This window comes from Rhizobium sp. BK098 (assembly GCF_014193155.1).
Classification (GTDB): domain Bacteria; phylum Pseudomonadota; class Alphaproteobacteria; order Rhizobiales; family Rhizobiaceae; genus Rhizobium.
Genome location: NZ_JACHYY010000006.1, coordinates 254146 through 280327, shown reverse-complemented (window position 1 = coordinate 280327; position 26182 = coordinate 254146). Strand labels below are relative to the sequence as shown.

The following is a 26182-nucleotide window of genomic DNA, read 5'->3' as shown; positions in this document are numbered from 1 at the left end:
TTCGGACATCACACGCCGGTCGAGCCGAAGCCGCCGGCGCCGCGTGCGGTTTCGCTGATCTCGGAAATCTCGGCGACACGCACTTGGGTGACTGGCGCGATGACCATCTGCGCGATGCGCATGCCGCGCGTGATTTCGAACGGCTCGTCGCCAAGGTTCGCCAGGATCACTTTTACTTCGCCGCGATAGTCGCTGTCGACAGTGCCGGGGGAGTTCAGGCAGGTGATGCCGTTCTTGAGGGCAAGGCCCGAGCGAGGGCGGATCTGCGCCTCGAAGCCATCCGGAACTTCGAAGATGAAGCCTGTGGGAACGAGCGCCCGCTTGCCGGGCGCGATCGTCAGCGTCGCGCCTTTTTCGACGGCTGCGCGCAGGTCCATGCCGGCTGCACCCTTGGTCTCATAGGCGGGCAGCTCCAGGCCTTCGCCATGCGGCAGGCGGATGAGCTTCAGGGTCGGGCTGATATCGGTGTGAATGGTCATGCGGCATTAGTTTGCGCGCGAAGGCCGGAGGTCAATTGCATTTAGGCCTTTGAGTCGCTAGATACGGCGCCAATTCACAGGATTCACACGCATGGCCGAAAGTCTCGCCGAGGCGGTCTCCCGCCGCCGCACATTCGCTATTATCGCTCACCCGGACGCGGGCAAGACGACGCTCACCGAAAAGCTGCTGCTGTTCGGCGGCGCCATTCAGCTTGCCGGCGAAGTCAAGGCCAAGAAGGATCGCATGCAGACGCGCTCCGACTGGATGAAGATTGAGCGCGAACGCGGCATCTCGGTCGTGACGTCGGTCATGACCTTCGAATATGAAGGCAACGTCTTCAACATTCTCGATACGCCGGGTCACGAAGACTTCGCCGACGACACCTATCGCACGCTGACGGCCGTCGATGCGGCAGTCATGGTTATCGACGCCGCCAAGGGTATCGAGCCGCGGACGCTGAAGCTGTTCGAAGTCTGCCGCATGCGCGACATCCCGATCATCACCTTCATCAACAAGATGGACCGCGAAAGCCGCGATCCTTTCGAAATTCTTGATGAAGTCGAAGAGAAGCTGGCACTGGATACGGCTCCGGTCACCTGGCCGATCGGCCGCTCCAAGACTTTCTGCGGCTCCTACCATCTGGCTGACAATACCGTTCGCGGTTCCGATACCGAGGTCGAGGCGACCAAGGTGAACGGCCCGCAGGCAGTCGCCGACCGGTTGCCGGAAAACGAGCGCCAGGCCTTTATCGACGAGACGGAACTGGCGATCGAGGCCTGCCGTCCGTTTGATCGGGACTCCTTCCTGGAAGGTCATATGACGCCGGTCTTCTTCGGCTCGGCGCTGCGCAATTTCGGTGTCCGCGATCTTATCAACGCGCTCGGCGACTTCGCGCCGCCGCCACGTGACCAGGTTGCCGACATCAGAACGGTTCACGCCACCGACGACAAGATGACGGCCTTCGTCTTCAAGATCCAGGCCAACATGGACCCGAACCATCGTGACCGCATCGCCTTTGCGCGTATCTGCTCCGGCAAGCTTGAGCGCGGCATGAAGGCGCGACTGTCGCGCACCGGCAAGCAGCTTGGCCTCACCGCGCCGCAATTTTTCTTCGCCTCGCAGCGCCAGCTCGCCGACACCGCCTATGCAGGCGACGTCGTCGGCATTCCGAACCATGGAACGCTGCGCATCGGCGATACGCTGACCGAAGGCGAATCTCTCGTCTTCCAGGGCGTGCCCAACTTCTCGCCGGAAATCCTGCGCCGTGTTCGTCTTGAAGACGCGATGAAGGCGAAGAAGCTCAAGGAAGCGCTGCAGCAGATGGCCGAAGAAGGCGTCGTGCAGCTCTTCTCGCCGGAAGATGGCTCTCCCGCCATCGTCGGCGTCGTCGGCGCCCTACAGCTCGACGTCTTGAAGGAGCGGTTGATGGCCGAATACGGCCTGCCGGTTTCCTTCGAAATGTCGCGCTTCTCCGTCTGCCGCTGGATCTCGGCCGACCAGCCCGCCGATCTCGAAAAATTCGTCACCCAGCGCCGCGGCGATATCGCCCGCGATCTCGATGGCGATCCGGTCTTCCTCGCCCAGGACGGCTTCTCGCTGCGCTACGAGGCAGAACGTTACCCGGCTATCAAGATGGTCGCGATCAAAGAATATCACGCCGTCAAGGCGGCGTGATCGGTTCGGATGCGTTTCATTTTGGAATAGTGCCGCCGCGATGTTCCATCCGATATAGCGCTATGCCATAGTGCCGCGGGTGATTTCCTTGATCGGAACAGGCATTTTATGATGAGACTTTTTGCGGTTCTTGCTCTGGCCTTCGTCGGCCTGATGCCGGTCGCAGCCGAGGCGCGAATCATCGCCGATGCGGCCGGACGCACGGTGTCTGTGCCTGATAAGATCAATCGCATTCTGGTGGCCGGGCCGCCAGCCGCCGTCCTGGTCTATGTGCTGGCGCCGGAGAAGCTGGTGGGCTGGGTGCATGCGCCCGATGATGCCGCTAAGGCCTACTTGATGCCGTCGGTGCGATCATTGCCGACAATCGGGCGCCTGACGGGCAAGGATGGCGCGATCAGTTCGCAGGCGGTCATCGACGCCAAGCCTGATATCATCCTCGATGCCGGTACGGTCGATCCCACCTACAAGGCGCTGGCCGACAAGGTGCAGTCCGACACGCATATTCCCTATGTCCTTGTCGACGGCAGCTTTGCCCGCACCGCCGATACGCTGCGCGATGTCGGCGCCCTGATCGGCGTCGAGGACCGCGCCAACAAGCTGGCCGATTATGCCGATACGGCGATCAAGGACCTTAACGAAAAGCTCGCGACATTGCCGAACGACCCGCGCCCGCGCGTCTATTATGGCCGTGGTGCCGATGGCTTGGAAACCGGGCTTTCCGGCTCGATCAATCTCGAAATCCTCGATGCTGTCGGCACGATGAATGTCGCTGCCGCTGCCGGCAAGGGTGGCTTGACCAAGGTGACGCCGCCGCAGATCGCCGGATGGAATCCGGATATCATCATCGCCGAGAACCCTGACTTTGCAGCCTCGGTGAAAAGCGATCCGCAATGGGCCGGCATCAAGGCCGTCAAGGACGGCAAGATCTTCGTGCCACCGTCCCTGCCTTTCGGCTGGTTCGATTCCCCGCCTGGCATCAACAGGCTGCTCGGCGTGCGCTGGATGGAGAAGCTCATTTATCCGAAGCTCTTCCGCAGCGATTTTTCCGACGATGTGAAGCAATTCTACAAGCTGCTTTATCAGGTCGATCTGACTGACAATCAGCTGACGGCGTTGTTGAAGGGCATGAAATAACCGCTCTGGTAAGGAAGGCATTCATGGTCCGCGAAAACGAAATTCGCGAAAACGAGGTGGCCGTCGAGCCGCCGGTAGCCTTGGATGCGGGGCTCATCTTCATAGGCCGCATTTCCACGCCCTGGACATCGCGCATGGAAACGCCGCGCCAGGGCCGGCATGATGGCCCGATCTGCCGGATCGAAATCTTCGAGCCCTGGGTGGCGGCGCTGCAGGGCGTGGAGGCCTTCGAGCGCCTGGAAGTTCTCTATTGGCTGGATCGTTCGCGCAGGGATCTCGTGCTGCAGAGCCCGGCTAACAGCGGCAAGGTACACGGCACCTTTTCGCTGCGCTCGCCGGTGCGGCCCAATCCCATCGGCACATCCATTGTCAAGCTGGAAGCGGTCGAGGGGGCCGTATTGCTGGTGCGCGGCCTCGATTGCCTTGACGGCACGCCCTTGCTTGATCTGAAGCCGGATCGCACGCTGTTCAAACCGATCGCGCCGCCGCAGCCCGGAGACTTCCAGACCGGCGACGGCGAGACGGCGCATTACTGCCAGAAGCGCGATGTTTAGAGTGCTTCGTGAAACCGCTCCAAGCTATTGCCATCAGTCCATCATCGAAATCCTACTCGCCTCGCGGATAGCGCTGATTTTCCTCCAGCACGTTGAGGTCCATATGGTTGCGCATGTAGCGCTCCGAAGCCTTCTGCAAGGGCTGATAGTCCCAGGGGTAATAGGCGCCGTTGCGAAGGGCCGTGTAGACCACCCATCGCCGCGCCTGGCTCTCGCGCACGGCAGCGTCGAAGCTTGAAAGATCCCAGCGCTCCATGGCCTGCGCCGTCAGTCTCTCCAGCGTTTCCGCATAGGCCGGGTTGCCTGCCAGATTGGTTAGCTCCTTCGGATCCTCCCTGAGGTCGAAGAGCATCGGCGGGTCCTTTTCGCAAAGGGTCAGCTTGTAATTGCCGTCGCGTAAGCCTACGAGCGGCGCTTCCGAGCCTTCTGCGGCATATTCCATCGGCACGGGGCTGCGGCTTCCGGTTCCACGAGCCAGCGGCGTCAGGTCCTCGCCATCGGTCCAGCGGCGCAGCGATGCGATGTCGATCCCGGCGAGGGCTGCCAGCGTCGGAGTAACGTCGAGAGTCGAGACCGGCTGGTCGATCCGCTTCGGCTGCCAGCCGGGAGCTGCGATCATCAGCGGCACGCGGGCCGAACCTTCGAAGAAGTTCATCTTGAACCAGAGGCCACGATCGCCGAGCATGTCGCCATGATCCGAGACGAAGAGGATAATGGTGTTGTCGGCCATACGGCCGCGCTCGAGCGTGTCCAATATCTCGCCGATCTTTTCGTCGACATAGGAGATATTGGCGAAATAGCCGCGGCGTGCCCGGCGGATCTGGTTCGGCGTGATGTCGAAGGCGGTGTGATCGCAGGCCTTCATCAGCCGCTGCGAATGCGGGTCCTGCCGTTCGAAGGGGATTTCGCCGACTTCGGGATCGAGTGCGGGGCAATTCTCATAGAGGTCCCAGAAGCGGCGCCGCGCGACATAGGGGTCGTGCGGATGGGTGAAGCTGACGGTCAGGCACCACGGTCGTTCGTCATGCCCTCGCGAGAGATCGTAAAGCTTGCGGGTCGCGTGATAGGCAACCTCGTCGTCATATTCCATCTGATTGGTGATCTCGGCAGTGCCCGCGCCGGTGACCGAACCGAGATTGTGATACCACCAGTCGATGCGCTCGCCCGGCTTCGTATAATCAGGCGTCCAGCCGAAATCGGCAGGGTAGATGTCGGTCGTCAGCCGCTCCTCGAAGCCATGCATCTGATCCGGGCCGACGAAATGCATCTTGCCCGAGAGCGCCGTCTGGTAGCCGGCGGCGCGTAGGTGGTGGGCGAAAGTCGGTATATCCGAGCAGAATTCGGCGGCATTGTCATAGACGCGCGTGCGACTCGGCAGTTGCCCGGACATGAAGGAGGCACGGGCCGGCGCGCAGAGCGGGCTTGCCGTATAGCTGTTGGCAAAGCGCACGGAGCGCTTCGCCAGAGCCTTCAGCACCGGAGCATGCAGGAAATCGGCCGGGCCGTCGGGGAAGAGCGTGCCGTTGAACTGATCGACCATGAGGATGAGGATATTCGGGCGGGACATTCGCGTGTTTTCCTTGGAGATCAAAGGCCGGCTGCGAGCCAACGCATTGCGGAAGTGCACATGAGGATAGCTCACTGTTTGTTATTCGATTATTTTATTGAACATCACTAGAGTTCCCACTGTGAAGCAGACATTTTTCGATGGATGCCAAAAGGAAATTTTATGGCTGAACGTCTCGTCGATCTCGGTTGGCTGCGGATATTCCTGGAAGTGGGCCGCTCCGGCAGCCTCTCCGCTGCCGCTGCAGCGCTTGGCCTGACGCAACCAGCCGTCAGCTATCAGATCCGCCGTATCGAAGAGCAGATGGGCGTGTCCCTGTTTCACCGCCAGCATCGCGGTGTTGTACTCTCGCCCGAGGGGCAGCGCCTCTTCGAAATCGTCGAAAACTCGGTCGGCGGAGTCGACAATCTGGTGCGCAGCTTCCGCGTCGAGGCGGAGCGCCCGTCCGTCCGTTTGCGCACCGACTATGCCTTTTCCGCGCTCTGGCTCATTCCCCGCATGCACGCGGTCCGGCTCCTCTATCCGGAAGTCGATATCCAGATCGTCGCCACGCAGCGGCTGGATCGCGGCGCGCCGGAAAGCGGCGATATCGCCGTCTTCTTCGGAACACGCAACGAGTTCGGTTCGGGCGCAACGCTGCTTCTGCCGGAGAAGGTCGTGCCGATCTGTACCAGAGGTTTTGCAGAGCGGCACGGTCCATTCATCGATCCCTCGCAGCTTGCCGGCACCACGCTTGTTCATCTCGATTCAGAAATGCCGTCGCCATGGTTCGACTGGCAGAGCTATCTTGCCGCCTTCGGCGTTGCCCGGGATGCCTATGCTGGCCGCGGCGACCTGCGCTTCAATACCTATTCGCTCGTCGTACAGGCGGCCCTCAGCGAGCAGGGCGTTGCCATCGGCTGGATGGGCCTTGTCGATTCCCTGCTCACAGCGCGGACGCTGGTGACGGTGGGTCCCATGCTGCAGGCGCCGGAGCGCGGCTATTGGCTGTTGCCGCCGGCCGTCGCGAATCCGGAGGCGGAGCGGTTGGCGCAGTGGTTGCTCACCGAGGCCGCCGCCGGATGATCATCATGCTCTATTCCGCCGTAAGATCGGCAAGAAACGTCTCGCACCAACGCGACACGTCATTTTCCAGCAGATAGTCCATCATGCCGCGCCAACGCTCCTGCCGCTCCTGCAGCGGCATGTTGATGGCGCGCGCCAGCGCATTGGCGGTGCCGTCGACATCATAGGGATTGACCAGCAGAGCGCCCTTCAGCTTGCGCGCCGCGCCGGCAAAGCGCGAGAGCACCAGCACGCCGGGATTGTCCGGGTCCTGCGCCGCGACATATTCCTTGGCAACCAGGTTCATGCCGTCGCGTAGCGGCGTCACGAGCCCGACCTTCGCAATCCGGTAAAGGCCTGCCAGGATCGGGCGGCTGATCGAGCGATTGATATAGCGGATCGGCACCCAGTCGACCGTCCCGATCGCGCCGTTGACCCGTCCGGCCTGTTCGGCAACCGCGTTCTGCATCGCCTCATATTCGGGGACTTCCGAGCGGGATTTCGGCGTGATCTGCAGATAGGTGATGCTGCGTTGGTGAGCGGGATTGTTGGTGATGAAACGTTCGAAGGCATCGATGCGCTGCGTGATGCCCTTGGAGTAATCGAGCCGGTCGACGCCGAGAATGAGGTCGCGGCCTTCGATGCTTTGGCGCACTTTCTGCACCATGCTGTGCGACGCTGCTTTGCGGGCGAATTCGGCAAAGCCCGCCGTCTCGATGCCGATCGAATAGGCGCCACCGCGAAAATCATGGCCGTGAGCGCTGAAATGGCCCGGACTTTTCTCGATGCCCATCCCCTCGCGCTTCAGGCAGCCTGCAAAGTTCTCAAGATCATGGTCCGTCTGAAAACCGAGCAGGTCGTAGGAGGAAAGGCCCCGCATGATCTCCTCGTGCACCGGCATGGCGAGCACGACATCGGCCGGTGGCCAGGGAATATGCAGGAAGAAGCCGATGCGGTTCTTCAGGCCCATCTGCCGCAGCTCCGCTGCAAGCGGGATGAGATGATAGTCATGCACCCAGATGATATCGTCGGGTTCGATCAGAGGTGCGAGCCGGTGGGCAAAGAAGCGGTTGACGCGGAAATACCCCGTCATTTCCTTGCGGGCATATTCGGCGAGATCAAGCCGGTAATGACAGATCGGCCATAGCACGCGGTTGGCAAAGCCCTGATAATATTCCTCTACATCGGTCTGGGTCAGATCGGTGAGCGCATAGGTGATGTTGCCGTCCTGCGTCATCCGCAGCGGCTCAGGCTCCGCGTCGCCGCTCGATTTGCCGGACCAGCCCATCCAGATGCCGCCGCGCTCGGCGAGCGCCGCCTGCAGAGCCACCGCAAGGCCACCTGCCGCAGCGGCGCCTTTATGGTCGGGTACGGAAACACGATTAGAAACAATGATGAGTCGACTCACGAATTCTTCCTTTCGAGAAGTCTGGGAGACATCGCCATGATCGAAAATTACTTGACGAGCGTTCCCAGCACGTCCCTTAAACGCGCAGGTGAGCCAATGGATGCACGTGCCAGTGTTTTTCCGTTGGCATCGCCGATGCGTACGGATTGGCCGCCGAGACGATTGGCGGCGGCAAACATCGTCTCGTCGGTCACGTCGTCGCCGATCGCGACCGGACGGCGTCCTTCGAAGGGCATTTCGGCAAGAAACGCCTCGACGGCATATCCCTTGCTGGCGTGGGAAGGGCAGAGTTCGATCACCATCTTGCCGCGCTGCAGGCTCCAGTCGGGACCGGCTTCCTCCAGATGGCGCTGCATGGCTTCGCCGATCTCGGACTCATATGCGAGTGCATGGCGGAAGTGGACCGCGACGGCCGCCCCCTTGTCCTCCACGATGGCGCCGGGCCAGGCTTGGGCCTTGTAGGCGATGGTCTGCTTCATCGCCTGAAAGGCGGGCGGGATATGCGCTCGGCGCAGCCGTCCGGCCGCATCACGCCGTTCTGCGCCATGGAGGCCTGCAACGGGAAAGCGGAAGGGCGCAAAAAGGGGATCGACGAATTCGATGGCGCGGCCGGTGACCAAGGCCAGTGCGCCGCCGAGCTGGCGGGAGAGCGCATGCAGCGTGCCGGGCAGATAGTCGGGCACGACAATCGCTTCCGGCCTTTCGGCGAGATCGAGCAGGGTTCCGTCGATATCGAGGAACAAGGCCCAGTCCTGCGGATACAATGAGAGTGCGGTAAGGGCCGGCTCGTTCAGCGGCCTCGGCTTGGCTTCACCCTGTTCGGGCTGTTCCTGAGAAGACATGCTGGGTTAGCTAAGGCGCTCTTCCCGTTTGGCAAGGAAAAAAACGAACGGCTGAAAATCAAAAGGGGTCGCCTTAGGCGACCCCCCATGAGCTTTGGCCCGTAACTGGCCTGAAGCGGCGAACGCTTCGGGAAGGTGTTGGTCAGAGCGAGGGCTGCCTCGCAACGTTCACAACCATTTCCATGCCGTATACAAAGACCGAAATCTCACTAGACATTGGATCACCTTCCTTTCGTTACGTTTCAGACAAGCTTAACGTAGCTCAAATTTGACTTGATGCAAGAGGCCCGCTCTTGGGGAGCTTCACACTTATTGTCGCTGTGAAATCTGTTACCCGCCGCATCTCGAGCAAGAGTCCTGCCGCAGCGGCCTTCACGACGAAAATGTTGCGATGCGAAACGTGAACGGACGAAGCGTCAAATATCTGTCATCTTGCGCCGCACTGCATGGAAAATTAAGACTTTATTACCCATTCCGCATAAACAATCGTCCAAGATTTGCCATTCTCCCGCGGGACAGGAAGACAGCAGGAATCGGAGTGAGAGACGCATGTGTCGCTGGGCAGCCTATCGTGGAGACCCCCTCTATCTGGAGGAGCTGGTGTCTTCGCCCGCCCACTCCCTGATCGAACAATCCCATTGCGCCACGCGCGCCAAGACGGCGACCAATGGTGACGGTTTCGGCATCGCCTGGTATGGCGACCGGCCGGAACCGGGCCGTTACCGCGATATCCTGCCGGCCTGGTCCGATTGCAATCTGAAGAGCCTGGCGCGGCAGATCCGCTCACCGCTTTTCCTCGCTCATGTCCGTGCGGCCACCGGCGGCGGCACGCGCCGCGACAATTGCCATCCTTTCGTTTTCGAAAACTGGTCGTTCCAGCACAATGGCCAGATTTCCAATTTCGACCGCCTGCGCCGGCCGATGGAAGCCATGCTCGATGACAAGCTCTTCCATGCCCGCAGCGGCACGACCGATTCCGAGCTTCTGTTTCTGCTGGCGATGCAGTTTGGCCTGGCGACGAATCCGATCACAGCGATCGCTCAGACCATCGGCTTTGTCGAAGGGCTCTCGCTGCATTTGACCGGTTCGGTGCTGGTGCGCTTCACCGCGGCCTTCTCCGACGGCAAGTCGCTCTACGCCATCCGCTATGCCACCGACCGCAAGGCGCCGACACTCTATGCCTCGCCCGTCGGCTTGGGGTATTGCCTCGTTTCCGAGCCGTTGAATGACGACGTTGATGCCTGGCGTGAGATTCCGGACGGCAGCGCCGTCATGATCGACGATACCGGTGTCCATGTCACGCCTTTCCAGCCGGAAGAGCGTGCCGCCGGAGAGATCAGGGCGCCGGCTGCTATCCCTGCTTGAACTGTTCCGATATCAGCGCTGCCAGTCGCACCGCCACTTCATCCTTGTCGAGATCGGGCCACTGTTCGACGCCGTGATGGCTGATAATCTTCACGCGATTGCGCGTGCCGCCCATGATGCCGGTTGCGGGTGAGACGTCGTTGGCGACGATGAAATCGGCGCCCTTGCGTTCGAGCTTCGCGCGGGCATTGCTCTCGACATCCTGTGTTTCGGCGGCAAAGCCGATGACCAGTTTCGGCCGCTGCGTGTGATGGCCGACGGTTTTCAATATGTCGGGGTTTTCCGTGAGCGCCAAAGTCGGGATCGACTCGCCCGGATGCTTCTTGATCTTCTGATCGGAAGCGGAGGCGACGCGCCAGTCCGCGACCGCCGCCACCATCACGGCGATATCGGCGGGAAGGGCCGCAAGTACTGCGTCGCGCATCTCATCCGCCCGCTCGACATGCACGACCTTGAGGCCGACCGGATCGGGTATGGTGACCGGACCGGAGACGAGGGTAACATCGGCGCCAAGGGCGGCAAGCGCTGCCGCAATCGCATGGCCCTGCCGTCCAGACGAACGGTTGGCGATATAGCGCACGGGATCGATCGGCTCATGCGTCGGCCCGGAGGTGACGACCGCCTTCTTGCCGGCAAGCGGCTTTGCACCGTTATCCAGCCGACGCCCGGCTGCCGCGACAATATCGAGCGGTTCCGCCATCCGGCCCGCGCCGCTTTCGCCGCTCTCGGCCATTTCACCCGTCATAGGGCCGATGAAGGCAATGCCGTCCCTGCGTAGCGTCTCGACATTGCGCTTCGTCGCCGGATGCGCCCACATCTTCGGGTTCATCGCGGGGGCTGCGAGCACGGGCCGGTCGGTGGCGAGCAATATTGTCGAGGCGAGATCATCGGCCAGCCCGTTGGCCATCTTGGCGAGCAGATCGGCAGTCGCCGGCGCGATCAGCACGAGATCGCAGTCGCGCGCCAGCCTGATATGGCCGACATCCTGCTCATCCTCTCGTGAAAACAGATCGGTAAAGACATGATCGGCGGCCAGTGCGCCGACCGCAAGCGGGGTGATGAACTCCTGCGCGCCCGCTGTCATGACGGGCCGCACACTCGCGCCGCGTTCACGCAGCCGGCGGATGAGATCGAGGCTCTTATAGGCCGCGATGCCGCCGGAGATGATGAGGAGGATGCGCTTTCCTGCGAGAACCATGCCTGAACCCGTCGCCTGTTCTTTTGCTGATAAGCCTAAGCCTTTGGCGTGTCATAGGCAATCGCGGCATTCTCTCATTACGGTTGTGAGCCGTCCTTTCCCGCTATTCCGGCAGACAATCACATCGCCCTCACGCCCTTGTCATTTGCGCGGACCCTTGGCCTCGACAAAGGTGAACACGTTAACGAGCAAAGGAGCAACGTCTTGAAACTGATGAAAGTCGCTGTCATCGCCCTGCCGATCCTGGCCGCTGCCATGCCGGCCTTTGCCGAGCGTGCCTATTCGCCGCAAGAGCTGAGGAACAAGGAGATTGTCCTGGATTTCTACCAGAAGGCGCTGAACGACAAGAACTTCGACGCGGCTTCCAAATATCTCGGCAAGTACATCCAGCATAATCCGATGGCGGCCGATGGGCCTGAAGGCCTGCGCGGTTTCCTAGAGTACCTGAAGAAAAACTATCCGCAGTCGAAGAGCGAGATCAAGCGCGTGATGGTCGATGGCGATTATGTGATCCTGCGCGTCCACGCCATTCGCCAGCCGGGCGATCGCGGCAGCGCCATCGTCGATATCTTCCGCGTCGAGGACAACAAGATCCAGGAACATTGGGATTCGGTGCAGCCGATCCCCGAGAAATCCATGAACAATAATACGATGTTCTGAACGGAAAAGCCGTAAGGGGAATAGAGCCGGCGGCTCATTCAAAGCATTCGAGCGACATGATCCCGCAACCGTTTCCTATGTTACGGGATCATGTCCGCGTTTCGAAGCTGCCGGCGCGATTGCGTCGGCCAAACATTCGATCAGGTACGCGTGATCGACAGGCCGCCATCGACGAGCGAAGCCGTGCCGCTGACGAAGCTCGCATCATCGGAGGCGAGATAGAGGACCGAGCGAGCGATCTCTTCCGGGCCGGCAACGCGCTTCAGCGCATGCAGATTGGTTATGAACGCCTGCTTTTCGACCGTGTCGTTCATGTCGCGATACATATCGGTATCGACGGCACCCGGCAGGACAGCGTTGACGCGCACATTCTGCGGGCCAAATTCGGCGGCCAGCGTCTGCGTCAGGCCGATCAGGCCGGACTTGCTGGCGGCATAGGCGGCAACGCCAGGGAAGCTGACGGTATGGCCGACGAACGTCGAGGTGAAGATCACGGAACCGCCGCCATGCTTGATCATTTCGCCTATCTGGTGCTTGGCGGCGAGGAACGATGCGGTGAGGTTGATCGCCAGCGCTTCGGAAAAACCTGCCTCGGAAACCTCGGTGCTGGGACCGGCCTCGCCGAGCGTGCCGGCGTTGTTGAAAGCAATATCGAGCTTGCCGTAGCGCTCGACAGCAAGGGCAACCAGCGCCTTGTGGTAGTCTTCCGAGCGTACGTCGCCAGCCAAGACGGCTGCTTCTCCGCCGGCGGCCTTGATCTCGGCGGCAAGGCTTTCCAGCTCTGCCGCGCGGCGAGCGCCGACAACAACCTTGGCGCCTTCGGCGGCGAAGAGTTTTGCCGTAGTGCGGCCAATGCCGGAGCTGGCGCCGGTGACGATTGCAACTTTTCCATTCAAGCGGTTCATTGTTCCATCTCCTGTGTGAGGACGTGTCTTTCGGTTTGTCCGATACGTGGAAGATGGCCTTTTCCGATCGTTCGGATTAGTCTTCAAAAAGAGGAATTCGAATTCGGAGTTTCCGAACGATGTTGAAGATCGACGGGATCGTGACGTTCGTGACTGTAGCCGAGGCGGGCTCGATCAGCGAGGCGGCGCGACGGCTGCGTCTGTCGAAATCCGTCGTCAGCGAGCGCCTGTCGGAAATGGAAAAGGCGTTGGGGGCGACCTTGCTTCACCGCACGACCCGCAAGCTGACCCTGACCGAGGATGGCACTGCCTTTCTGCAGCGCGCGACCCGCATCGCACAGGAGGTTCGCGAGGCGGCGGCCGATCTTGCCGAGCGGCGCGGCATGCTGATGGGACCGCTGCGCATTGCAGCACCCGTCACCTTTGGCCGCCTGCATCTGGGGCCGGCTCTCTATCCGTTTCTCGCCGCGCATCCGGAGATCGAGTTGACGCTCGATCTCGACGATCGCCGCGTAGATGCCGCCTCGGACGGTTACGACGCGATCATTCGCCACGGCCTGATTGCCGACTCGCGCCTCGTCGCATGGAAGCTTGCCCGCAGCCGCCGCCTTCTCGTTGCGTCACCGGATTATCTCAGCCGCAACGGCAAACCCGCTTCGCTCTCCGATCTCGAGGGTCATCGCGGTATTTTTTACACCAATCGCGGTGTCGCCGACTGGCGCTTCGAGGGGCCAGAGGGCGCTGTCGTCATCCGTGCCAAGCTGGCGCTGGGCGTGAACAATGGCGATGTCCTCCACGATGCCGCGATTGCCGGGCTTGGTATTGCCTTGCTGCCCGCCTTCATCGCCGGGCCTTCAGCGAGGGAGGGGAGGCTCGTAGAGATCGATGTCGGCTACCGGCCGGAGCCGGAGTTCATTTTTATGGCCCATCCCGAAGGTCGCAATCCCTCGGCCAAGCTTCGGGCAATGGCCGATCATTTGAAGAAGGCTTTTGGCGATCCGCCCTATTGGGAGCGGAGCACGTAACTAACCAATCAGACTCATGAGGTTGGCGATGACGGGCGATCGCTGCGCCTTGAGGCTGGCAAGGCCGAGCCGCGCCACGACCGGCGGCCCATCGATTTGCCGATAGGCGACGCCGTCGAGCTTGATCTGCGCGATCGAAGCCGGAACGATGGAAACGCCCAAGTTTGCGGCGACAAGATTGACGACGGATGGGATCTGCGGCGCTTCCTGTGTCACTACGAGGTCGAAGCCCGCCTCGCGGCAGGCGGCGACGATATCGTCATAGAGGCTCAGCCCCACCATGCGCGGGAAGAGGATGAAGGGTTCGCCCGCGAGCGCCGCAACCGGCACGCGTTCCTTACTTGCCAGCGGATGATGGGCCGGCAGTGCGATCAGCATGGGCTCGTCGGCAAAGCGCTTCAGCCGCACGTCGCGCGGATCCTCCAGCCCTGGGCGAATGAAGGCCGCGTCGATCTCGCCGCGCATCAGCCGCTCCATCAGCGCATTGGTGTTCATCTCGGTCAGCGATATCAGCACTTCCGGCCAATGCCGCCGAAACTCGCGAATGGTTGATGTGACAATGGTGTTGAAGGCGGAAGAGGCGGTGAAGCCGAGCGACAGGCGGCCGATCTCGCCGCGATTGGCGCGCTGGGCGGCGAGCTTTGCCTTTTCAGCCGCATCGACCGCCATTTTCGCTTCCGCGAGAAAGGCCTCGCCGGCCACCGTCAGTTCCGCACCATGCGGCACGCGGTGGAACAGCTGCGCACCCACTTCGTTTTCCAGGTCCCGGATCTGCTGGCTGAGCGGCGGCTGGCCGATACCGAGTTTGGCTGCCGCACGAGTGAAGTTTCCCGCTTCGGCCAGCGCCAGAAAATAGCGAATATGACGCAGCTCCATCGCTATCTCCAAAAGCTATCAAGATCGCCTGTTCCATATATTGGACTAATGGAGCTCGTCTGGCTAGATTCCTGGGCAAGAAAGGTCAGGTGCCACCAATGTTTCGCGCCGCAAGCAAGCAGCAAACCACTGTGTCCGAAGTTCCCTCCCGCCCCGAATTGACGCTCGTCAGAAACGAGCCGCCGACCGAGCCCCGTCAATTCCTGACGCGCGGCACGCCTGCCTTCCGCCGCGCGACCATTGGGCTGTTTCTCTCGGGCTTTGCCACTTTCTCGCTGCTTTATTGCGTCCAGCCGCTGATGCCGATCTTTTCCGAGGATTTCGGTGTCACGCCCGCTGCAAGCTCGCTGTCGCTATCGCTTTCGACGGGCTTCCTGGCCTTCGCGATCTTCGGTGCCGCCGCCGTTTCCGAAAGCCTCGGCCGCCGCAGCCTGATGTTCATCTCGCTGCTTGGCGCGGCCATCTGTACGCTCGTCTGCTCGGTATCGCCAAGCTGGCATATGCTGCTTGCCGTTCGCGCGCTCGAAGGCTTTCTGCTGGGCGGCGTCCCGGCCGTCGCCATGACCTATCTGGCCGAGGAGATCGAACCGCGCGGCCTCGGCGGTGCCATGGGCCTCTATATCGCCGGCAACGCCTTTGGCGGCATGGCCGGGCGCGTGGTGACCGGCACGATCGCCGAATATCTGAGCTGGCGGCCGGCTTTGGCAACCGTTGGTATTCTCGGCCTGATCGCCGCCATCGGCTTCCTTTATCTGCTGCCGCCGTCGCGCAATTTTACCGCGCGAAAGGGCTTCGATGCCGGCTTCCATGTGAAGGCCTGGAGCGGTCATTTTGGCAATGCGGCGCTGCCGCTGCTCTTTGCCATTGGCTTTCTCGTCATGGGCTCCTTCGTAACGGTCTATAACTATGCCGGCTTCCGTCTCGTCGCCGATCCCTATGATCTCAACCAGACCGAGCTTGGATTGATCTTCACCGCCTATCTCTTCGGCATCGTCGCCTCGTGGGCTGCAGGCCTCCTCGGCGATCGCATCGGCCATTTCATCGTGCTGCCGATTGGCGTTCTGATCGCCGCGCTCGGTGCGGCGGTGACGCTTTCAAGCTCCTTGCCGCTGATCATTCTCGGCATCGTGCTGGTGACGATTGGCTTCTTCATGGCCCATTCCGTCGCCAGTGCGCTGGTGGGACGGCTGGCCGATGGCTTCAAGGGGCACGCCTCCTCGCTCTACCTGCTCGCCTATTATCTCGGCTCCAGCATTGCCGGCTCGGTCGGCGGCTATTTCTGGCTTGCCGATGGCTGGAATGCCGTGGTTGCCTTCATCCTGGTCATGCTGGCACTCTGTCTCGCCAGCGCTCTTGCCGTTGCCAGGCTGGCGCGTCGCTGAGCCCAGGAGGCCACCATGATCCGTATCGACCATCTCGATCATCTGGTGCTCACGGTTGCGAGCATCGAGGAGAGTTGCGATTTCTATACCCGTGTCCTCGGTATGGGTGTCGAAACTTTCGGGGAGGGCCGCAAGGCTCTGACCTTCGGCAATCAGAAGATCAACCTGCATCGCGCCGGACATGAGTTTGAGCCCAAGGCTGACCGCCCGACACCGGGTTCGGCCGATCTCTGCTTCATCAGCACCACGCCGCTCGATGACATCATCGCTCACCTGAAGGCCGAGGGTGTTGCGATCACGGAAGGACCGGTTCGCCGAACCGGTGCGACCGGCCCCATTCTCTCGGTCTATTTCCGCGATCCGGACCAGAACCTGATCGAAGTTTCCAACATCGTTTCCTGAGATCGCACGCTGCAGGTGCTGCTTGACATCACTCGCTTGCAGCCTATATTAAACCTATAAGTTAATTAACTGACCGGTTTAGAAAGTCACATGGATACGTTGAGCATGACCCTCTCGGCCCTGGCAGATCCGACCCGCCGGGCGATCTTGGCACGGTTGGCGAGTGGCGAGGCGTCCGTTTCCGAACTGGCCGAACCTTTCGATATGTCGCTGGTCGCAGTCTCCAAGCATCTGAAGGTGCTGGAAAAAGCCGGCCTGATCTCGAAGGGGAGGGAGGCGCAATGGCGGCCTTGCCGGCTGGAGCCGAAGCCGCTCCGGCAGGTGGATGACTGGCTGGAGAATTACCGTCAGTTCTGGAACGACAATCTCGATCGCCTGGAAGCTTACGCGGCACTATTGCAAAAGGGGAGGAAAGAATGACCCCAGCAACTGAGGGCGGCAGCATGCGCCCGCCGCGCGAGATCGTGCTGACCCGCGATATTGCAGCGCCGCGCGCCCTGTTATTTCGCCTCTGGACGGAGCCGGAACATCTGATGCGCTGGTGGGGACCGCAAAACATGACGGCGCCGTCCGTCTCCATCGATCTCAAGGAAGGCGGCGCTTGGCGGCACTGCATTCTTACGCCGGAAGGCAAGGAATATTGGAGCCATGGCCGCTATCTGGAGATCGTCCCGCCCGAGCGTCTCGTCTTTACTTTCGCCTGGGAAAACCAGGAGGGTAGGCCCGAACATCCGATGCAGGTGACCGTAGAGTTTCAAGAACTTGGCGAGAAGACGCGTCTCGTCTTCCGCAAGGTCGAGCTGCCCGACGATACCGAGCTTAGATTGCAGACCGGCGGATGGGAGCAAGCCCTCGATAAATACGTCGCTTACGCAGAAGCCACCTCAAGGGAAGGATGAGAGTGATGAAGAAGACCTATCATGGAAGCTGCCATTGCGGCGCTGTGAGCTACGAAGCCGATCTCGATCTGCGGGGCGGCACCTTCAAATGCAATTGCTCGATCTGCAAGAAGAAGCGCAATTGGCTGGCTGTCGCCACGCCAGCCGATTTCCGCCTGACCTCGGGCGAAGACAGCATCGGCGAATATCAATTCGGCCCGCGGACGCTACATCACCTCTTCTGTAAGACATGCGGCATCAGCTCCTTCAACTGGGGTGAAAATCCAGCCCTCGGCGGCAAGTTCTATGCGATCAGCATTAGCTGCCTGGATGATGCCACCGATAAAGAGCTCGCCTCGCTTCCTGTCGGCTATTTCGATGGCCGCGACGACCGCTTCGATCGGGCGCCGGAAGAAACACGTTATCTCTAGCGCGAGGGCTTAGCCTCTGGTGGCCAGCCAGATCACGTGACGCGCGCCTGTCTTGCCGTTGGCGCGTGTGTTGATCACTTCGGCGGTAAAGCCGCTGTCGCGCAGCCGCCTCGTAAAGCGCTCGTCAGGTCCCGACGACCAGACCGCGAGTACGCCGCCGGGACGCAGTGCATCGCGCGCCGCCTTCAGGCCGGGATAATCATAGAGCCCGTCATTGGCTTCCGATGTGATGCCATCCGGGCCGTTGTCGACATCGAGCAGGATAGCATCGTATGTCGCCTTGCTTGCGCGGATGAGCGGACGCACGTCGCCCTCATGAATGGCAACACGCGGGTCGTCGAGGCAGCCGTCGAAGACTGTTGCCATCGGCCCGCGCGCCCATGAAACGACTGCCGGAACAAGCTCGGCAACCGTAACCTTCGCGTCCGCACCCAGTTCGCCAAGCGCCGCACGCAAGGTAAAGCCCATGCCGAGGCCGCCGATCAGTATGTGTGGCGCCTTCCGGTCCTTGATCTTCTCGCAGGAAAGCGTCGCAAGCGCGCGCTCGGAGCCGCTTAGGCGACTGTTCATCAGCTCGTTGGTGCCGAGCATGATAGAAAATTCCTGGCCGCGCTGCTTCAGTCGCAGCTCGCCGCCGCCGGGGATTTTCGCAGTGTCGAGCAAGGTCCAGGGGATCACGGGCAATTCTCAATTCATCTGAAGTTGCCGGGGACCATAGTCCTTCAATCTCGCCAAGAACAGACGCGCTTATCCCAAACGGATATAGGGCACATCCTTTTTCGCAACTTCGTCCAGCGCTTCCTCATAGCCCGCATCCGCATAGCGCATGACGCCAAGCGCTGTATCGTTGGTCAGAGCATGGTCGAGCCGCTCGTCGGCGGCATCCGTGCCGTCGGCAACCACGGTGACGCCGCAGCTGGTCATATAGCCGGCATAGCCGCCGCCGCCGGAATGGACGACGACGAGATCGGCCATGGACGAGCAGAGCATCATGGCGTCGATCAGCGGCCAGTCGGCGATGGCGTCGGAGCCGTCCTTCATGCCTTCGGTCATGATGTTCGGATGCGCCATGGCGCCGGCATCGAGATGGTCGCGCGAGAAAGCGATCGGCCCCTTCAGCTCGCCGCTTGCAACGAGCTCGTTGACGCGGCGGGCCAGCGCCGTGCGCTCGCCATGGCCGAGCCACGCGATGCGGGCCGGCAGACCTTCGAAGGGCACGTGCTGGCGGGCAAGCTTGATCCAGTTGGTGATGATCTTGTTGTCCGGGAACATTTCCAGCAGCAGATCGTCGATGCGGGCAATATCGCTTTCCTCGCCTGATAGCGCCATCCAGCGGAACGGGCCGATAGCGCGGCAGAAGAGTGGCCTGAGATAAGCTTCGGTAAAGATCGGGATATCAAAGGCGTTCGCAACGCCACCTTCCTTCGCCTGAGTGCGGATCAGGTTGCCGTTGTCGAAGACTTCGGAACCCTTTTTCTGGAAGTCCAGCATGGCCTTCACATGTTCAACGATCGAGGCGCGGCTTGCCGCCATGAGCTGGCCCTGGCCGTCATCGCGCAGGTCTTTGACTTGGGCGAGGCTCATGCCCTTCGGCACGTAGCCATAGACGAGATCGTGGGCCGAGGTCTGGTCCGTGACGATATCGGGCACGATGCCGCGCCGGGCGATCTCGGGATAAATCTCGGCCGCATTGCCGACGAGGCCGACGGAAAGCGCTCGCTTTTCCTTGACTGCCGCATCGATCATCGCCAGCGCGGAATCGAGGTCGGGTGCGATTTCCTGCAGGTAGCCGATTTCCTGGCGCTTCCTGGCGCGCTCGGCATCGATATCGACGCAGAGGATGGCGGCACCCGCCATGCGGCCGGCGAGCGGCTGCGCGCCGCCCATGCCGCCGAGACCCGCCGTCAGCACGAAACGGCCGAAGAGATCGCCGCCGAAGCGACGCTCGGCGATGCGCATGAAGATTTCGTAGGTGCCCTGAATTACGCCCTGGCTGCCGATATATTGCCAGGCGCCGGCCGTCAGACCACCCCAGCAGATCAGGCCCTTGCGCTGCAGTTCGTAGAAGACTTCCGCCTTCGCCCATTGCCCGACGATGTTGCAGTTCGCCATGATGACGAGCGGCGCCTTGTCGTGCGTGCGGATGAGGCCGATCGGTTTGCCGGATTGGATAAGGAGGGTCTGGTTCTCATCCATTTCGGTGAGCGCCTTCACGATGCCCTTGTGCGCTGCCCAATTGCGGGCAGCCTTGCCGAGGGCGGCGTAGACGACGAGATTGTCCGGATCTTCGCCGACCGAGAGCACGTTTTCGAGCAGGCGCAGCAGGGCCTCCTGCCGCCAGCCTTTGGCACGCAGATCCGGGCCGCCCGGAATGGGGAATTTCGGGTGACGTGGATTGGCTTTCGGCATGGATTTCCCTCTTGTTTGATGCCTCCCCTTCTCCCCCTCGGGGAGCAGGTGGCCCGAAGGGTCGGATGAGGGGGCGGCTCGGCAGATACCGTCTTTGCTTACCGCTCAGACGTTCGCTCCTTCGTCGCTCACCCCCTCATCTGTCCTGCGGACATCTTCTCCCGGCTGGGGAGAAGAGGAGTGCTCTTCAATACTCATTCATTTCGGCGGCAAGCCTTCGACAAAATTCAGCGCGGCCAGGAGCAGCCGCTTGCGCAGCATGTCGTTGCCATAGGCCTCCGGCCCGGCGCGCACCCATCCTTGCATTTCCCGACCGCGCGACAGCATGGGTTTGACGTCAGGCTGCTCGAGCGCCCAGGCATCGTTGCCTTTGCCAAGGCGTATCAGCATCCCGTCGTCACGGGCGCCGCACAGCAGGTGACCGTTGAGCAGAAAGGCCCAGCCGCCGAACATCGCCTTCTCGCTGAGCTCGGGGCGTTCCCCGAGCTCTTCTCTCAGCAATTCCTCGAGACCGGCATCACGGGCCATTCAAGCCTCCTGTGCTTTTCAGCCTTTCTTGCCGGCCAGGGCGTATTTGGCGATCTCGATCCCCATCGCCTTCTCGACGGAGGGATAGACCGTGGGGTCGAGTACGCTGGCAGACAGCGGAATGATATCCATCGGCACATGCAGGATGAAGACGTTCATGCCCTCGTGCAGCTGGCCGACGCTCAAAGGCTCGCCTTCCGGCGACAGCGTGGTGATGACGGAAGGGAAGGTCGCGCGCCGTTTGCCGCCGGCATCTTCGACCGCCATGTATTCGTTCATCACATGCATGATGACAGCCTTCTCGCCGGAGCCGACCGTGATGGTGCCGATATCGAAGGCTTCCTTCATGTAGACGACGTCTTTCTTGGTGATCGTACCTTCCGCCAGGATATGGCCGCCGGTCGTCTTGCAGATGGCGTCTATGACGGCGCTGCCGCCCTTCTTTTCCGCCTCGATGATCGCTTCGCCGAGCGAAAGCGCCATGGAGATGCCGCCGAGCGCCGCATGCGTGCGGACGTAAGAGGCGCGCAAGGGGTTGCGGCAGGACGCGATGAAGCCGCCGGACTGGTCGGATGCGGCGCGCAGGATCGGCGAAATCTTCGCCGTCGCACCCTTCACGACGAGCTCGATATAGCGGTTCTCGGCGCGGTTGCCGCCGACGGCGGTCTGGATCATCTGCTCGGGCGAACCCGCCATGCCGATCGAGCCCATGTCGCCCGTCGGATGGGCGCGGATGTCGCCGACCGCGTCCACCACCTTCGTTCCGAGGATCGCCGACGGCAGCCAGCCGTTCAGCGTCGAGGACCGCCCGTTCTGGCCGATGATCAGGCCGGAAAGCTTCTCTCCAAGCTCGTCCTGCAGGAGCTGCACGGCTTTCACGTAGTCGATGCCCTGCATTTCCCAGGGGGTCGTGGAGGCCGGCGCGCCGATGGCAGCCGCCGTGGCGATCCAGTCATTGTCGTTCAATTCCTCGATCCACACCAACTCCGGCTTGCCGACATTGACGGCCGCATAGCCGAGCATGCGGCCGTGATCTGCCCAGCCGCCACCGCCTGCGGCATAAACGGAGCCACCCTTGACGGCCGCTTCCACATCCTTGGCAACGAGTACGCGTCCCATCGGCTACTCCCGGTTCGGTTTGAGGTTCTTGTCCATGTCGCGCACCGCTTCGAAAAGAACGGCAGCACCCATGGCGATATCGTCATTCTCGGCCCATTCCTCGGCGCAATGGCTGCGGCCTTCCTTGCAGGGCACGAAGATCATGGCGGCAGGCGCGACCTTGGCGATCCAGGCTGTGTCGTGGCCGGCGCCTGAGGCCATGCGCCGATGCTTGGCGCCGACAGTCTCGCAGGCGCGCTCGAGCGTTTCGAGCAGCGCCGGAGCGCCCGGCGTCGGCAAGTTGTCGGAGACGCGCACCGGTGGGTTGATCGTGACGCCATAGTCGGCGGCGATGGTCTTCACCTCACCGTCGATCCAGGCCAGGAAATCCTCCATGTCGCTGCGGATTTCGGCGCGGCCATCGATCAGCAGCACGACCTTCGAGGGCACGACATTGGCGGCATTCGGCTCGATGCGGAATTCGCCCACGGTCGCGGCGAAATGGCCCGGCGTCTTTGCCTGCTCGGCGGCGCGGCTCCTGATGTCGAGTACGAGCTGCGAAGCTGCCACCAGCGCGTCGGCGCGGCGATCCATCGGCGTCGTGCCGGCATGGTCGGCGCGGCCTTCCACGGTGATTTCGATGCGGGTGATGCCGGCGATCGCGGTGACGATGCCGATATCCTTGTTCTCCGCTTCCAGCACCGGACCCTGCTCGATATGCAGCTCCAGGAAACCGGCGAGATCAGGACGCTTCTGTGAGAGCAGCACGGCGGGGTCGCCGCCCACCTCGGCGATGCCCTGCGAAAGTGTGCGGTCGCCGCTCACGCGGGAAAGCCATGCCGCGGGGATCTGCCCGGTCATGCCGCGGCTGCCGATACAGGAAACACCGAAGATGCTGACCTCCTCTGCGAGGAAATCGACAATCTCCAGATCATGGTCCAGCTCGATGCCGCGATCCTTCAAGGAGCGCGCGACTTCCAGCGCGGCAATCGTGCCGGCGATGCCGTCGAAGCGGCCGCCATCGGGAACGGTGTCGGAATGTGAGCCGACAAGGATTGTGCCGAGGCCGGGTTTCGTGCCTGCGCGCCGGCCGATCAGATTGCCGGCAGAGTCGATGCGGGTCTCAAGCCCTGCCGCCTTCATGCGCGCCTCGATATAGGCACGTCCTTCCAGAAAGAGCGGGGAGAAGGCGCGGCGCGTCCAGGGATGGCCCGGATCGGTGATCCTTGCCAGAGCATCGATATCCTCAGCGATACGATCAGCGTTTACGGGCAGGTTGTGGCGCTTGGTTTCGGTCATCAGGCTGCATCTCCGGCAAGAATTTGGCGAGGCAAGGGACGGACGAAGTTGCCGAAGCCGGGTTCGGCCAGCACCTTCTGCCCCTCGGTGATCTGCTTGCCTCTAAGGTAGGCGGCGGACACAGTCCAGGGTAGGCGAATGCCGTTATAGGGGCTCCAGCCGACGACGTTGTTGCCGCTTGCCGCCGCGTCGTAAACCATTTCGCGCGGATCCAGCACGACGATATCGGCATCCTTGCCCGGCGTCAGCGCGCCCTTGATATGATCGAGGCGAAAATGCTTAGCCGGGTTCTCCGCCATCAGTTTCGCAGCCCAGGTGAGCGGCACGCCGCGTTCCAGAGCACCCTTGACGAAGAGCGGCACCATGACCTCCAGTCCCGGCACGCCGGACGCATTCGCCAGCATGTCCGGATCGGTCTTGCGGTTTTCCGACCAGCTGACATGGTCGGTCGAGACGAGCCAGACATTGCCTTCCGCCACCTTGCGCCACAAGGTTTCCACTTCGGCACGCGGGCGGATCGGCGGATTAATTTTCGCCTTGCCGCCGAGGCGCCGCACATCGTTTTCCTCGTCGAGCGTCAGGTAATGGATGCAGCACTCGACCGTCGCTTCAAAGCCGTCGCGGCGATAGGCGCGGGCGATGTCGTAGCCGCGGCCGAGCGAGCAATGCACGACATGCGCCGGGCAACCGGTATCCGCGCCGGTCTCGAAGATCGTGTGCATGGCAAGCAGCTCGGTGATCGGCGGGCGCGACAGGCCGTGGGCGCGATAGTCGGTGACGCCGCTTGCCTTGACCTGCTCCATGTAGGTGCGCACCGCTTCGTCGTCCTCGTTGTGGACGCCGGCGGTCAGGCCCGTTGGGGCGATCGCGGCAAAGCAGGCATCGAGCAGGGCAGGCGGAATGCGCGGAAAACGCTTCGGATCGGTCCCGAAGGTGGAGAATTTGAAGGCGGCAACGCCAGCCTCAACCATTTCGGCGATGCGCGCGGGGCCTTCTTCCGGATCGACCGTGCCGTAAAGGGCGAAATCGACGCGCGATTGCGGCGCGGCGTGGTCGATCTTCTTCTTCACTGCCGCTGCCGAGCAGACGAGATTGCCTTCGTCATAGGGCATGTCGACGATGGTGGTGACGCCGCCGGCCGCTGCAGAGCGCGTCGACCAGATGAAATCCTCCTGGTCCTTCTGGGAAAGGGAATGGACCTGCGCATCGATCGCGCCAGGCAGGATCAGCGCCTTGCCGAGCAGGTGCCGCTCACGCGCTGCCGGCGGCACGCCAATGCCGACCTCGGCGATTTTGCCGTCGCGCACGGCGACATAGCCGGCTTCCACGATACGCTCGGGCAGAACCACGGTGCCCTGCAGAACAAGATCGAAATCGGCCATGTGCGTTCCCTCCGCTCGTCGTTGCTTCAGATGGCAATCGTGTCGCGATAAAGCCGCTCTTCGACCCGCTCCAGCGAGCCAAGTGCGAAGAAGTCATCATAGGCGATGATCGGCTTATGCGCGATCAGTTCAGAGACGAAGGCCTCGGAGGCCAGTTCCTCCTCGATCGCCTCGACCTCGGCCGAAAGCGGCCGGTCGACCACATAGAAATCCGCATGCTTGCGCACGACCTCGTAGAGCATGCGTGCCACGCCTTCCGGCTTGTCGCCGAGAATGTCCATCGCCTGGGCCGAGAGCAGGGCTTCCAGGGCCGCCAGGCGCTTCAGCGCGCGCATCTGCCGTTCAAAACGTTCGATGACCAGCGGCAGGAAGGCGGCCTCGTCTTCCATCCCAGCCGCCACGACGAGCGACTGGGCCGAGACCGGATTAGACATGGACAGAACACGTGAGAAGATCTCGCCGGCGAGCTTGATGATGGGGCCGAAGCCGGTCGCGATCTTCCCTTCCGGCACGAGATTGACCGGCAAGCCGCGCCGCTGGCCGTTGCCGAGCAGCACGCAGCGGTTGAATGCGTTGCGGGCGGCATGCGCCATGCAGATGACGGCGGCTTCAAGCAGAATGGTGACATCGAGCGGAAGGGAGCCGCCCGAGGTCATGACGCGGCCGTCGACGATGACGGGATTATCGTCCGAGCGGCCCGTGGCGGCGAGAATCTTGTGGCCTGCCGTCAAAAGGTTTTCGATGACTGCGCCGAAGACCTGGGCAATCATGCGCAGGCTCAGCGGGTCCTGCACATGGGTCGCGACCGGCCATGGCCATTCTTCCGAGGCATTGCAGAGCCATGCGCCGATCAGAGCCTCGCGGGCGGTGCCGACATGGCGCACGGAAATCCAGGGATCGCGCGAAGCACCGAGCGCGCCGGCGGCCATCATGCCGGTCGCGAGCAGTACGCGAATCGACGAGGCGGCATTGCGGGTGGTTTCCGCCGCGGCGGCGAAGCTGACGGCATTGACGCTGAGCGAGGCGAGGCTGTCGCGCGGCAGCATCCTGAGAGGATCTATGCCGGCGGCGCTGAAAGCGTCGGCAGCCTGCATGCGCCGCCCTCGATAGACGGCCTCGCCAACACCGGTCAGCACAGCGCCAATCTGCCCCATCAGGCCGATATCCGCGCAGCCGATCGAACCCGTTCGCCTGACGACAGGAATGACATCCGCGCTGAGCAGCTGCAGATAGGCTTCGATCAGCTCCTGCGAGCAACCGACCCTGCCGGTCAACGCGGTATTGACCCGGATCGCCATGGCATTGCGAACGACCGACATGGAAAAGGGGGCGCCCGTACCGAAATGATGGGCGCGCACGAGGCCGAGATTGAAGGCATCGAGATCTTCAGGAGACCATTCGACATCCTTCATGGCTCCGACACCGGTCGTAGAGCCGTAGACCGGCATCCCCGATTGAATGGTGCTTTCGAGAACGGCGCGTGCCAAGCGTACGCGAGCCATGCCGCTTTCCGATGCCGACGGCAGGACAGTCCCCGCTCCGATCCGCACCAGATCGCTGAACCCAAGGGGTTGTCCGCTGAGCTCGATACCGGCTCTCTGACGCTCCATCTCTGCTGTTCTCCTTTTTTGCGAGGCTATG

Annotated in this window: 26 protein-coding genes; 12 read left to right on the top strand and 14 right to left on the bottom strand. The window is 62.0% G+C overall.

Translation table 11 applies throughout. From position 1 onward, the window contains the following. Window positions 1-8 precede the first annotated feature (8 nt). Complete coding sequence (gene dut / locus FHT73_RS17810) at window positions 9-479, bottom strand: dUTP diphosphatase (RefSeq protein WP_183713433.1); 471 nt, start codon at window positions 477-479, stop codon at window positions 9-11. 91 nt (window positions 480-570) lie between these two features. Between dut and FHT73_RS17805 the strand changes: the two genes are divergently transcribed. The 3 genes from FHT73_RS17805 (at window position 571) to tsaA (ending at window position 3842) form a co-directional block, all read left to right on the top strand. After that, the gene (locus tag FHT73_RS17805; protein ID WP_112336731.1) at window positions 571-2154 is read left to right on the top strand and encodes a peptide chain release factor 3; all 1584 of its coding nucleotides are present in this window, start codon (window positions 571-573) and stop codon (window positions 2152-2154) included. 108 nt (window positions 2155-2262) lie between these two features. Next, the gene (locus FHT73_RS17800; protein WP_183713428.1) at window positions 2263-3288 is read left to right on the top strand and encodes an iron ABC transporter substrate-binding protein; all 1026 of its coding nucleotides are present in this window, start codon (window positions 2263-2265) and stop codon (window positions 3286-3288) included. 23 nt (window positions 3289-3311) lie between these two features. After that, window positions 3312-3842 carry a tRNA (N6-threonylcarbamoyladenosine(37)-N6)-methyltransferase TrmO gene (gene tsaA, locus FHT73_RS17795; protein WP_112336729.1) on the top strand — a complete coding sequence of 177 codons (531 nt, stop codon included), beginning with the start codon at window positions 3312-3314 and terminating at the stop codon, window positions 3840-3842. Window positions 3843-3894: 52 nt separating this feature from the next. On the opposite strand, the gene betC is transcribed toward tsaA, so the two are convergent. Further along, on the bottom strand, window positions 3895-5409 hold the full coding sequence (gene betC, locus FHT73_RS17790) for a choline-sulfatase (RefSeq protein ID WP_183713425.1): 1515 nt from the start codon (window positions 5407-5409) through the stop codon (window positions 3895-3897). 162 nt (window positions 5410-5571) lie between these two features. Between betC and FHT73_RS17785 the strand changes: the two genes are divergently transcribed. Further along, entirely contained in the window at window positions 5572-6474 is a 903-nt protein-coding gene (locus FHT73_RS17785; RefSeq protein ID WP_183713422.1) for a LysR family transcriptional regulator, read from the top strand. A gap of 10 nt (window positions 6475-6484) precedes the next feature. Here FHT73_RS17785 and otsA read toward each other — a convergent pair whose 3' ends face one another. After that, entirely contained in the window at window positions 6485-7861 is a 1377-nt protein-coding gene (otsA, locus tag FHT73_RS17780) for an alpha,alpha-trehalose-phosphate synthase (UDP-forming) (RefSeq protein WP_112609321.1), read from the bottom strand. A gap of 47 nt (window positions 7862-7908) precedes the next feature. Further along, window positions 7909-8703, bottom strand: coding sequence for a trehalose-phosphatase (otsB, locus tag FHT73_RS17775; RefSeq protein ID WP_183713419.1), 795 nt, complete (start codon window positions 8701-8703; stop codon window positions 7909-7911). Window positions 8704-9252: 549 nt separating this feature from the next. Between otsB and FHT73_RS17770 the strand changes: the two genes are divergently transcribed. Then, window positions 9253-10068: a class II glutamine amidotransferase gene (locus FHT73_RS17770; RefSeq protein WP_112336724.1), complete on the top strand. Its 816-nt coding sequence runs from the start codon at window positions 9253-9255 to the stop codon at window positions 10066-10068. Here FHT73_RS17770 and coaBC read toward each other — a convergent pair. Further along, on the bottom strand, window positions 10055-11266 hold the full coding sequence (gene coaBC / locus FHT73_RS17765) for a bifunctional phosphopantothenoylcysteine decarboxylase/phosphopantothenate--cysteine ligase CoaBC (protein WP_183713416.1): 1212 nt from the start codon (window positions 11264-11266) through the stop codon (window positions 10055-10057). The genes FHT73_RS17770 and coaBC overlap by 14 nt on opposite strands. Window positions 11267-11479: 213 nt before the next feature. Between coaBC and FHT73_RS17760 the strand changes: the two genes are divergently transcribed. Next, window positions 11480-11926 carry an ester cyclase gene (locus tag FHT73_RS17760; protein ID WP_183713658.1) on the top strand — a complete coding sequence of 149 codons (447 nt, stop codon included), beginning with the start codon at window positions 11480-11482 and terminating at the stop codon, window positions 11924-11926. 140 nt (window positions 11927-12066) lie between these two features. Here the strand turns inward: FHT73_RS17760 and FHT73_RS17755 are convergent, their stop codons facing one another. Then, a complete protein-coding gene (locus tag FHT73_RS17755) occupies window positions 12067-12831 on the bottom strand; it encodes an SDR family oxidoreductase (protein WP_183713413.1) in 765 nt (254 codons plus the stop codon). 119 nt (window positions 12832-12950) lie between these two features. On the opposite strand from FHT73_RS17755, the gene FHT73_RS17750 reads away from it, so the two are divergent. Then, the gene (locus FHT73_RS17750) at window positions 12951-13856 is read left to right on the top strand and encodes a LysR family transcriptional regulator (RefSeq protein ID WP_112609333.1); all 906 of its coding nucleotides are present in this window, start codon (window positions 12951-12953) and stop codon (window positions 13854-13856) included. On the opposite strand, the gene FHT73_RS17745 is transcribed toward FHT73_RS17750, so the two are convergent. Further along, window positions 13857-14732, bottom strand: a complete 876-nt coding sequence (locus FHT73_RS17745; RefSeq protein WP_112609335.1) for a LysR family transcriptional regulator — start codon at window positions 14730-14732, stop codon at window positions 13857-13859. It lies immediately after the preceding gene. Between the two features lie 98 nt (window positions 14733-14830). Between FHT73_RS17745 and FHT73_RS17740 the strand changes: the two genes are divergently transcribed. The 5 genes from FHT73_RS17740 (at window position 14831) to FHT73_RS17720 (ending at window position 17825) form a co-directional block, all read left to right on the top strand. Further along, complete coding sequence (locus FHT73_RS17740; RefSeq protein WP_183713410.1) at window positions 14831-16114, top strand: MFS transporter; 1284 nt, start codon at window positions 14831-14833, stop codon at window positions 16112-16114. Window positions 16115-16129: 15 nt separating this feature from the next. Beyond that, window positions 16130-16516: a VOC family protein gene (locus FHT73_RS17735; RefSeq protein WP_183713407.1), complete on the top strand. Its 387-nt coding sequence runs from the start codon at window positions 16130-16132 to the stop codon at window positions 16514-16516. A 90-nt stretch (window positions 16517-16606) separates the two neighbouring features. Continuing rightward, window positions 16607-16936 (top strand): metalloregulator ArsR/SmtB family transcription factor, encoded by a 330-nt coding sequence (locus FHT73_RS17730; protein ID WP_183713404.1) that lies wholly within the window; start codon window positions 16607-16609, stop codon window positions 16934-16936. Further along, window positions 16933-17415 carry an SRPBCC domain-containing protein gene (locus tag FHT73_RS17725; protein WP_183713401.1) on the top strand — a complete coding sequence of 161 codons (483 nt, stop codon included), beginning with the start codon at window positions 16933-16935 and terminating at the stop codon, window positions 17413-17415. The genes FHT73_RS17730 and FHT73_RS17725 overlap by 4 nt, the downstream gene beginning before the upstream one ends. A gap of 5 nt (window positions 17416-17420) precedes the next feature. Beyond that, window positions 17421-17825 carry a GFA family protein gene (locus tag FHT73_RS17720; protein ID WP_183713398.1) on the top strand — a complete coding sequence of 135 codons (405 nt, stop codon included), beginning with the start codon at window positions 17421-17423 and terminating at the stop codon, window positions 17823-17825. Window positions 17826-17834: 9 nt separating this feature from the next. Here FHT73_RS17720 and FHT73_RS17715 read toward each other — a convergent pair whose 3' ends face one another. The 7 genes from FHT73_RS17715 to FHT73_RS17685 form a co-directional block, all read right to left on the bottom strand. Beyond that, window positions 17835-18503 carry a hypothetical protein gene (locus FHT73_RS17715; RefSeq protein ID WP_183713395.1) on the bottom strand — a complete coding sequence of 223 codons (669 nt, stop codon included), beginning with the start codon at window positions 18501-18503 and terminating at the stop codon, window positions 17835-17837. A gap of 69 nt (window positions 18504-18572) precedes the next feature. Next, window positions 18573-20234: a urocanate hydratase gene (locus FHT73_RS17710; RefSeq protein WP_183713392.1), complete on the bottom strand. Its 1662-nt coding sequence runs from the start codon at window positions 20232-20234 to the stop codon at window positions 18573-18575. 198 nt (window positions 20235-20432) lie between these two features. Next, window positions 20433-20762 (bottom strand): TfoX/Sxy family protein, encoded by a 330-nt coding sequence (locus tag FHT73_RS17705; RefSeq protein WP_183713389.1) that lies wholly within the window; start codon window positions 20760-20762, stop codon window positions 20433-20435. A gap of 18 nt (window positions 20763-20780) precedes the next feature. Continuing rightward, window positions 20781-21881: a DUF917 family protein gene (locus FHT73_RS17700; protein WP_183713386.1), complete on the bottom strand. Its 1101-nt coding sequence runs from the start codon at window positions 21879-21881 to the stop codon at window positions 20781-20783. A 3-nt stretch (window positions 21882-21884) separates the two neighbouring features. Continuing rightward, window positions 21885-23159 carry a Zn-dependent hydrolase gene (locus FHT73_RS17695; protein WP_183713383.1) on the bottom strand — a complete coding sequence of 425 codons (1275 nt, stop codon included), beginning with the start codon at window positions 23157-23159 and terminating at the stop codon, window positions 21885-21887. Continuing rightward, window positions 23159-24541 (bottom strand): amidohydrolase family protein, encoded by a 1383-nt coding sequence (locus tag FHT73_RS17690; protein WP_183713380.1) that lies wholly within the window; start codon window positions 24539-24541, stop codon window positions 23159-23161. The genes FHT73_RS17695 and FHT73_RS17690 overlap by 1 nt, the downstream gene beginning before the upstream one ends. A 26-nt stretch (window positions 24542-24567) precedes the next feature. Further along, entirely contained in the window at window positions 24568-26151 is a 1584-nt protein-coding gene (locus FHT73_RS17685) for an aromatic amino acid lyase (RefSeq protein ID WP_183713378.1), read from the bottom strand. Window positions 26152-26182: the final 31 nt, after the last annotated feature.

Bases quoted from the DNA above. Each gene is read 5' to 3' on its own strand.
- dut (WP_183713433.1), bottom strand. From the start codon at position 479: ATGACCATTCACACCGATATCAGCCCGACCCTGAAGCTCATCCGCCTG.
- FHT73_RS17805 (WP_112336731.1), top strand. From the start codon at position 571: ATGGCCGAAAGTCTCGCCGAGGCGGTCTCCCGCCGCCGCACATTCGCT.
- FHT73_RS17800 (WP_183713428.1), top strand. From the start codon at position 2,263: ATGATGAGACTTTTTGCGGTTCTTGCTCTGGCCTTCGTCGGCCTGATG.
- tsaA (WP_112336729.1), top strand. From the start codon at position 3,312: ATGGTCCGCGAAAACGAAATTCGCGAAAACGAGGTGGCCGTCGAGCCG.
- betC (WP_183713425.1), bottom strand. From the start codon at position 5,409: ATGTCCCGCCCGAATATCCTCATCCTCATGGTCGATCAGTTCAACGGC.
- FHT73_RS17785 (WP_183713422.1), top strand. From the start codon at position 5,572: ATGGCTGAACGTCTCGTCGATCTCGGTTGGCTGCGGATATTCCTGGAA.
- otsB (WP_183713419.1), bottom strand. From the start codon at position 8,703: ATGTCTTCTCAGGAACAGCCCGAACAGGGTGAAGCCAAGCCGAGGCCG.
- FHT73_RS17770 (WP_112336724.1), top strand. From the start codon at position 9,253: ATGTGTCGCTGGGCAGCCTATCGTGGAGACCCCCTCTATCTGGAGGAG.
- coaBC (WP_183713416.1), bottom strand. From the start codon at position 11,266: ATGGTTCTCGCAGGAAAGCGCATCCTCCTCATCATCTCCGGCGGCATC.
- FHT73_RS17760 (WP_183713658.1), top strand. From the start codon at position 11,480: ATGAAAGTCGCTGTCATCGCCCTGCCGATCCTGGCCGCTGCCATGCCG.
- FHT73_RS17755 (WP_183713413.1), bottom strand. From the start codon at position 12,831: ATGAACCGCTTGAATGGAAAAGTTGCAATCGTCACCGGCGCCAGCTCC.
- FHT73_RS17750 (WP_112609333.1), top strand. From the start codon at position 12,951: ATGTTGAAGATCGACGGGATCGTGACGTTCGTGACTGTAGCCGAGGCG.
- FHT73_RS17745 (WP_112609335.1), bottom strand. From the start codon at position 14,732: ATGGAGCTGCGTCATATTCGCTATTTTCTGGCGCTGGCCGAAGCGGGA.
- FHT73_RS17740 (WP_183713410.1), top strand. From the start codon at position 14,831: ATGTTTCGCGCCGCAAGCAAGCAGCAAACCACTGTGTCCGAAGTTCCC.
- FHT73_RS17735 (WP_183713407.1), top strand. From the start codon at position 16,130: ATGATCCGTATCGACCATCTCGATCATCTGGTGCTCACGGTTGCGAGC.
- FHT73_RS17730 (WP_183713404.1), top strand. From the start codon at position 16,607: ATGGATACGTTGAGCATGACCCTCTCGGCCCTGGCAGATCCGACCCGC.
- FHT73_RS17725 (WP_183713401.1), top strand. From the start codon at position 16,933: ATGACCCCAGCAACTGAGGGCGGCAGCATGCGCCCGCCGCGCGAGATC.
- FHT73_RS17720 (WP_183713398.1), top strand. From the start codon at position 17,421: ATGAAGAAGACCTATCATGGAAGCTGCCATTGCGGCGCTGTGAGCTAC.
- FHT73_RS17710 (WP_183713392.1), bottom strand. From the start codon at position 20,234: ATGCCGAAAGCCAATCCACGTCACCCGAAATTCCCCATTCCGGGCGGC.
- FHT73_RS17705 (WP_183713389.1), bottom strand. From the start codon at position 20,762: ATGGCCCGTGATGCCGGTCTCGAGGAATTGCTGAGAGAAGAGCTCGGG.
- FHT73_RS17700 (WP_183713386.1), bottom strand. From the start codon at position 21,881: ATGGGACGCGTACTCGTTGCCAAGGATGTGGAAGCGGCCGTCAAGGGT.
- FHT73_RS17695 (WP_183713383.1), bottom strand. From the start codon at position 23,159: ATGACCGAAACCAAGCGCCACAACCTGCCCGTAAACGCTGATCGTATC.
- FHT73_RS17690 (WP_183713380.1), bottom strand. From the start codon at position 24,541: ATGGCCGATTTCGATCTTGTTCTGCAGGGCACCGTGGTTCTGCCCGAG.
- FHT73_RS17685 (WP_183713378.1), bottom strand. From the start codon at position 26,151: ATGGAGCGTCAGAGAGCCGGTATCGAGCTCAGCGGACAACCCCTTGGG.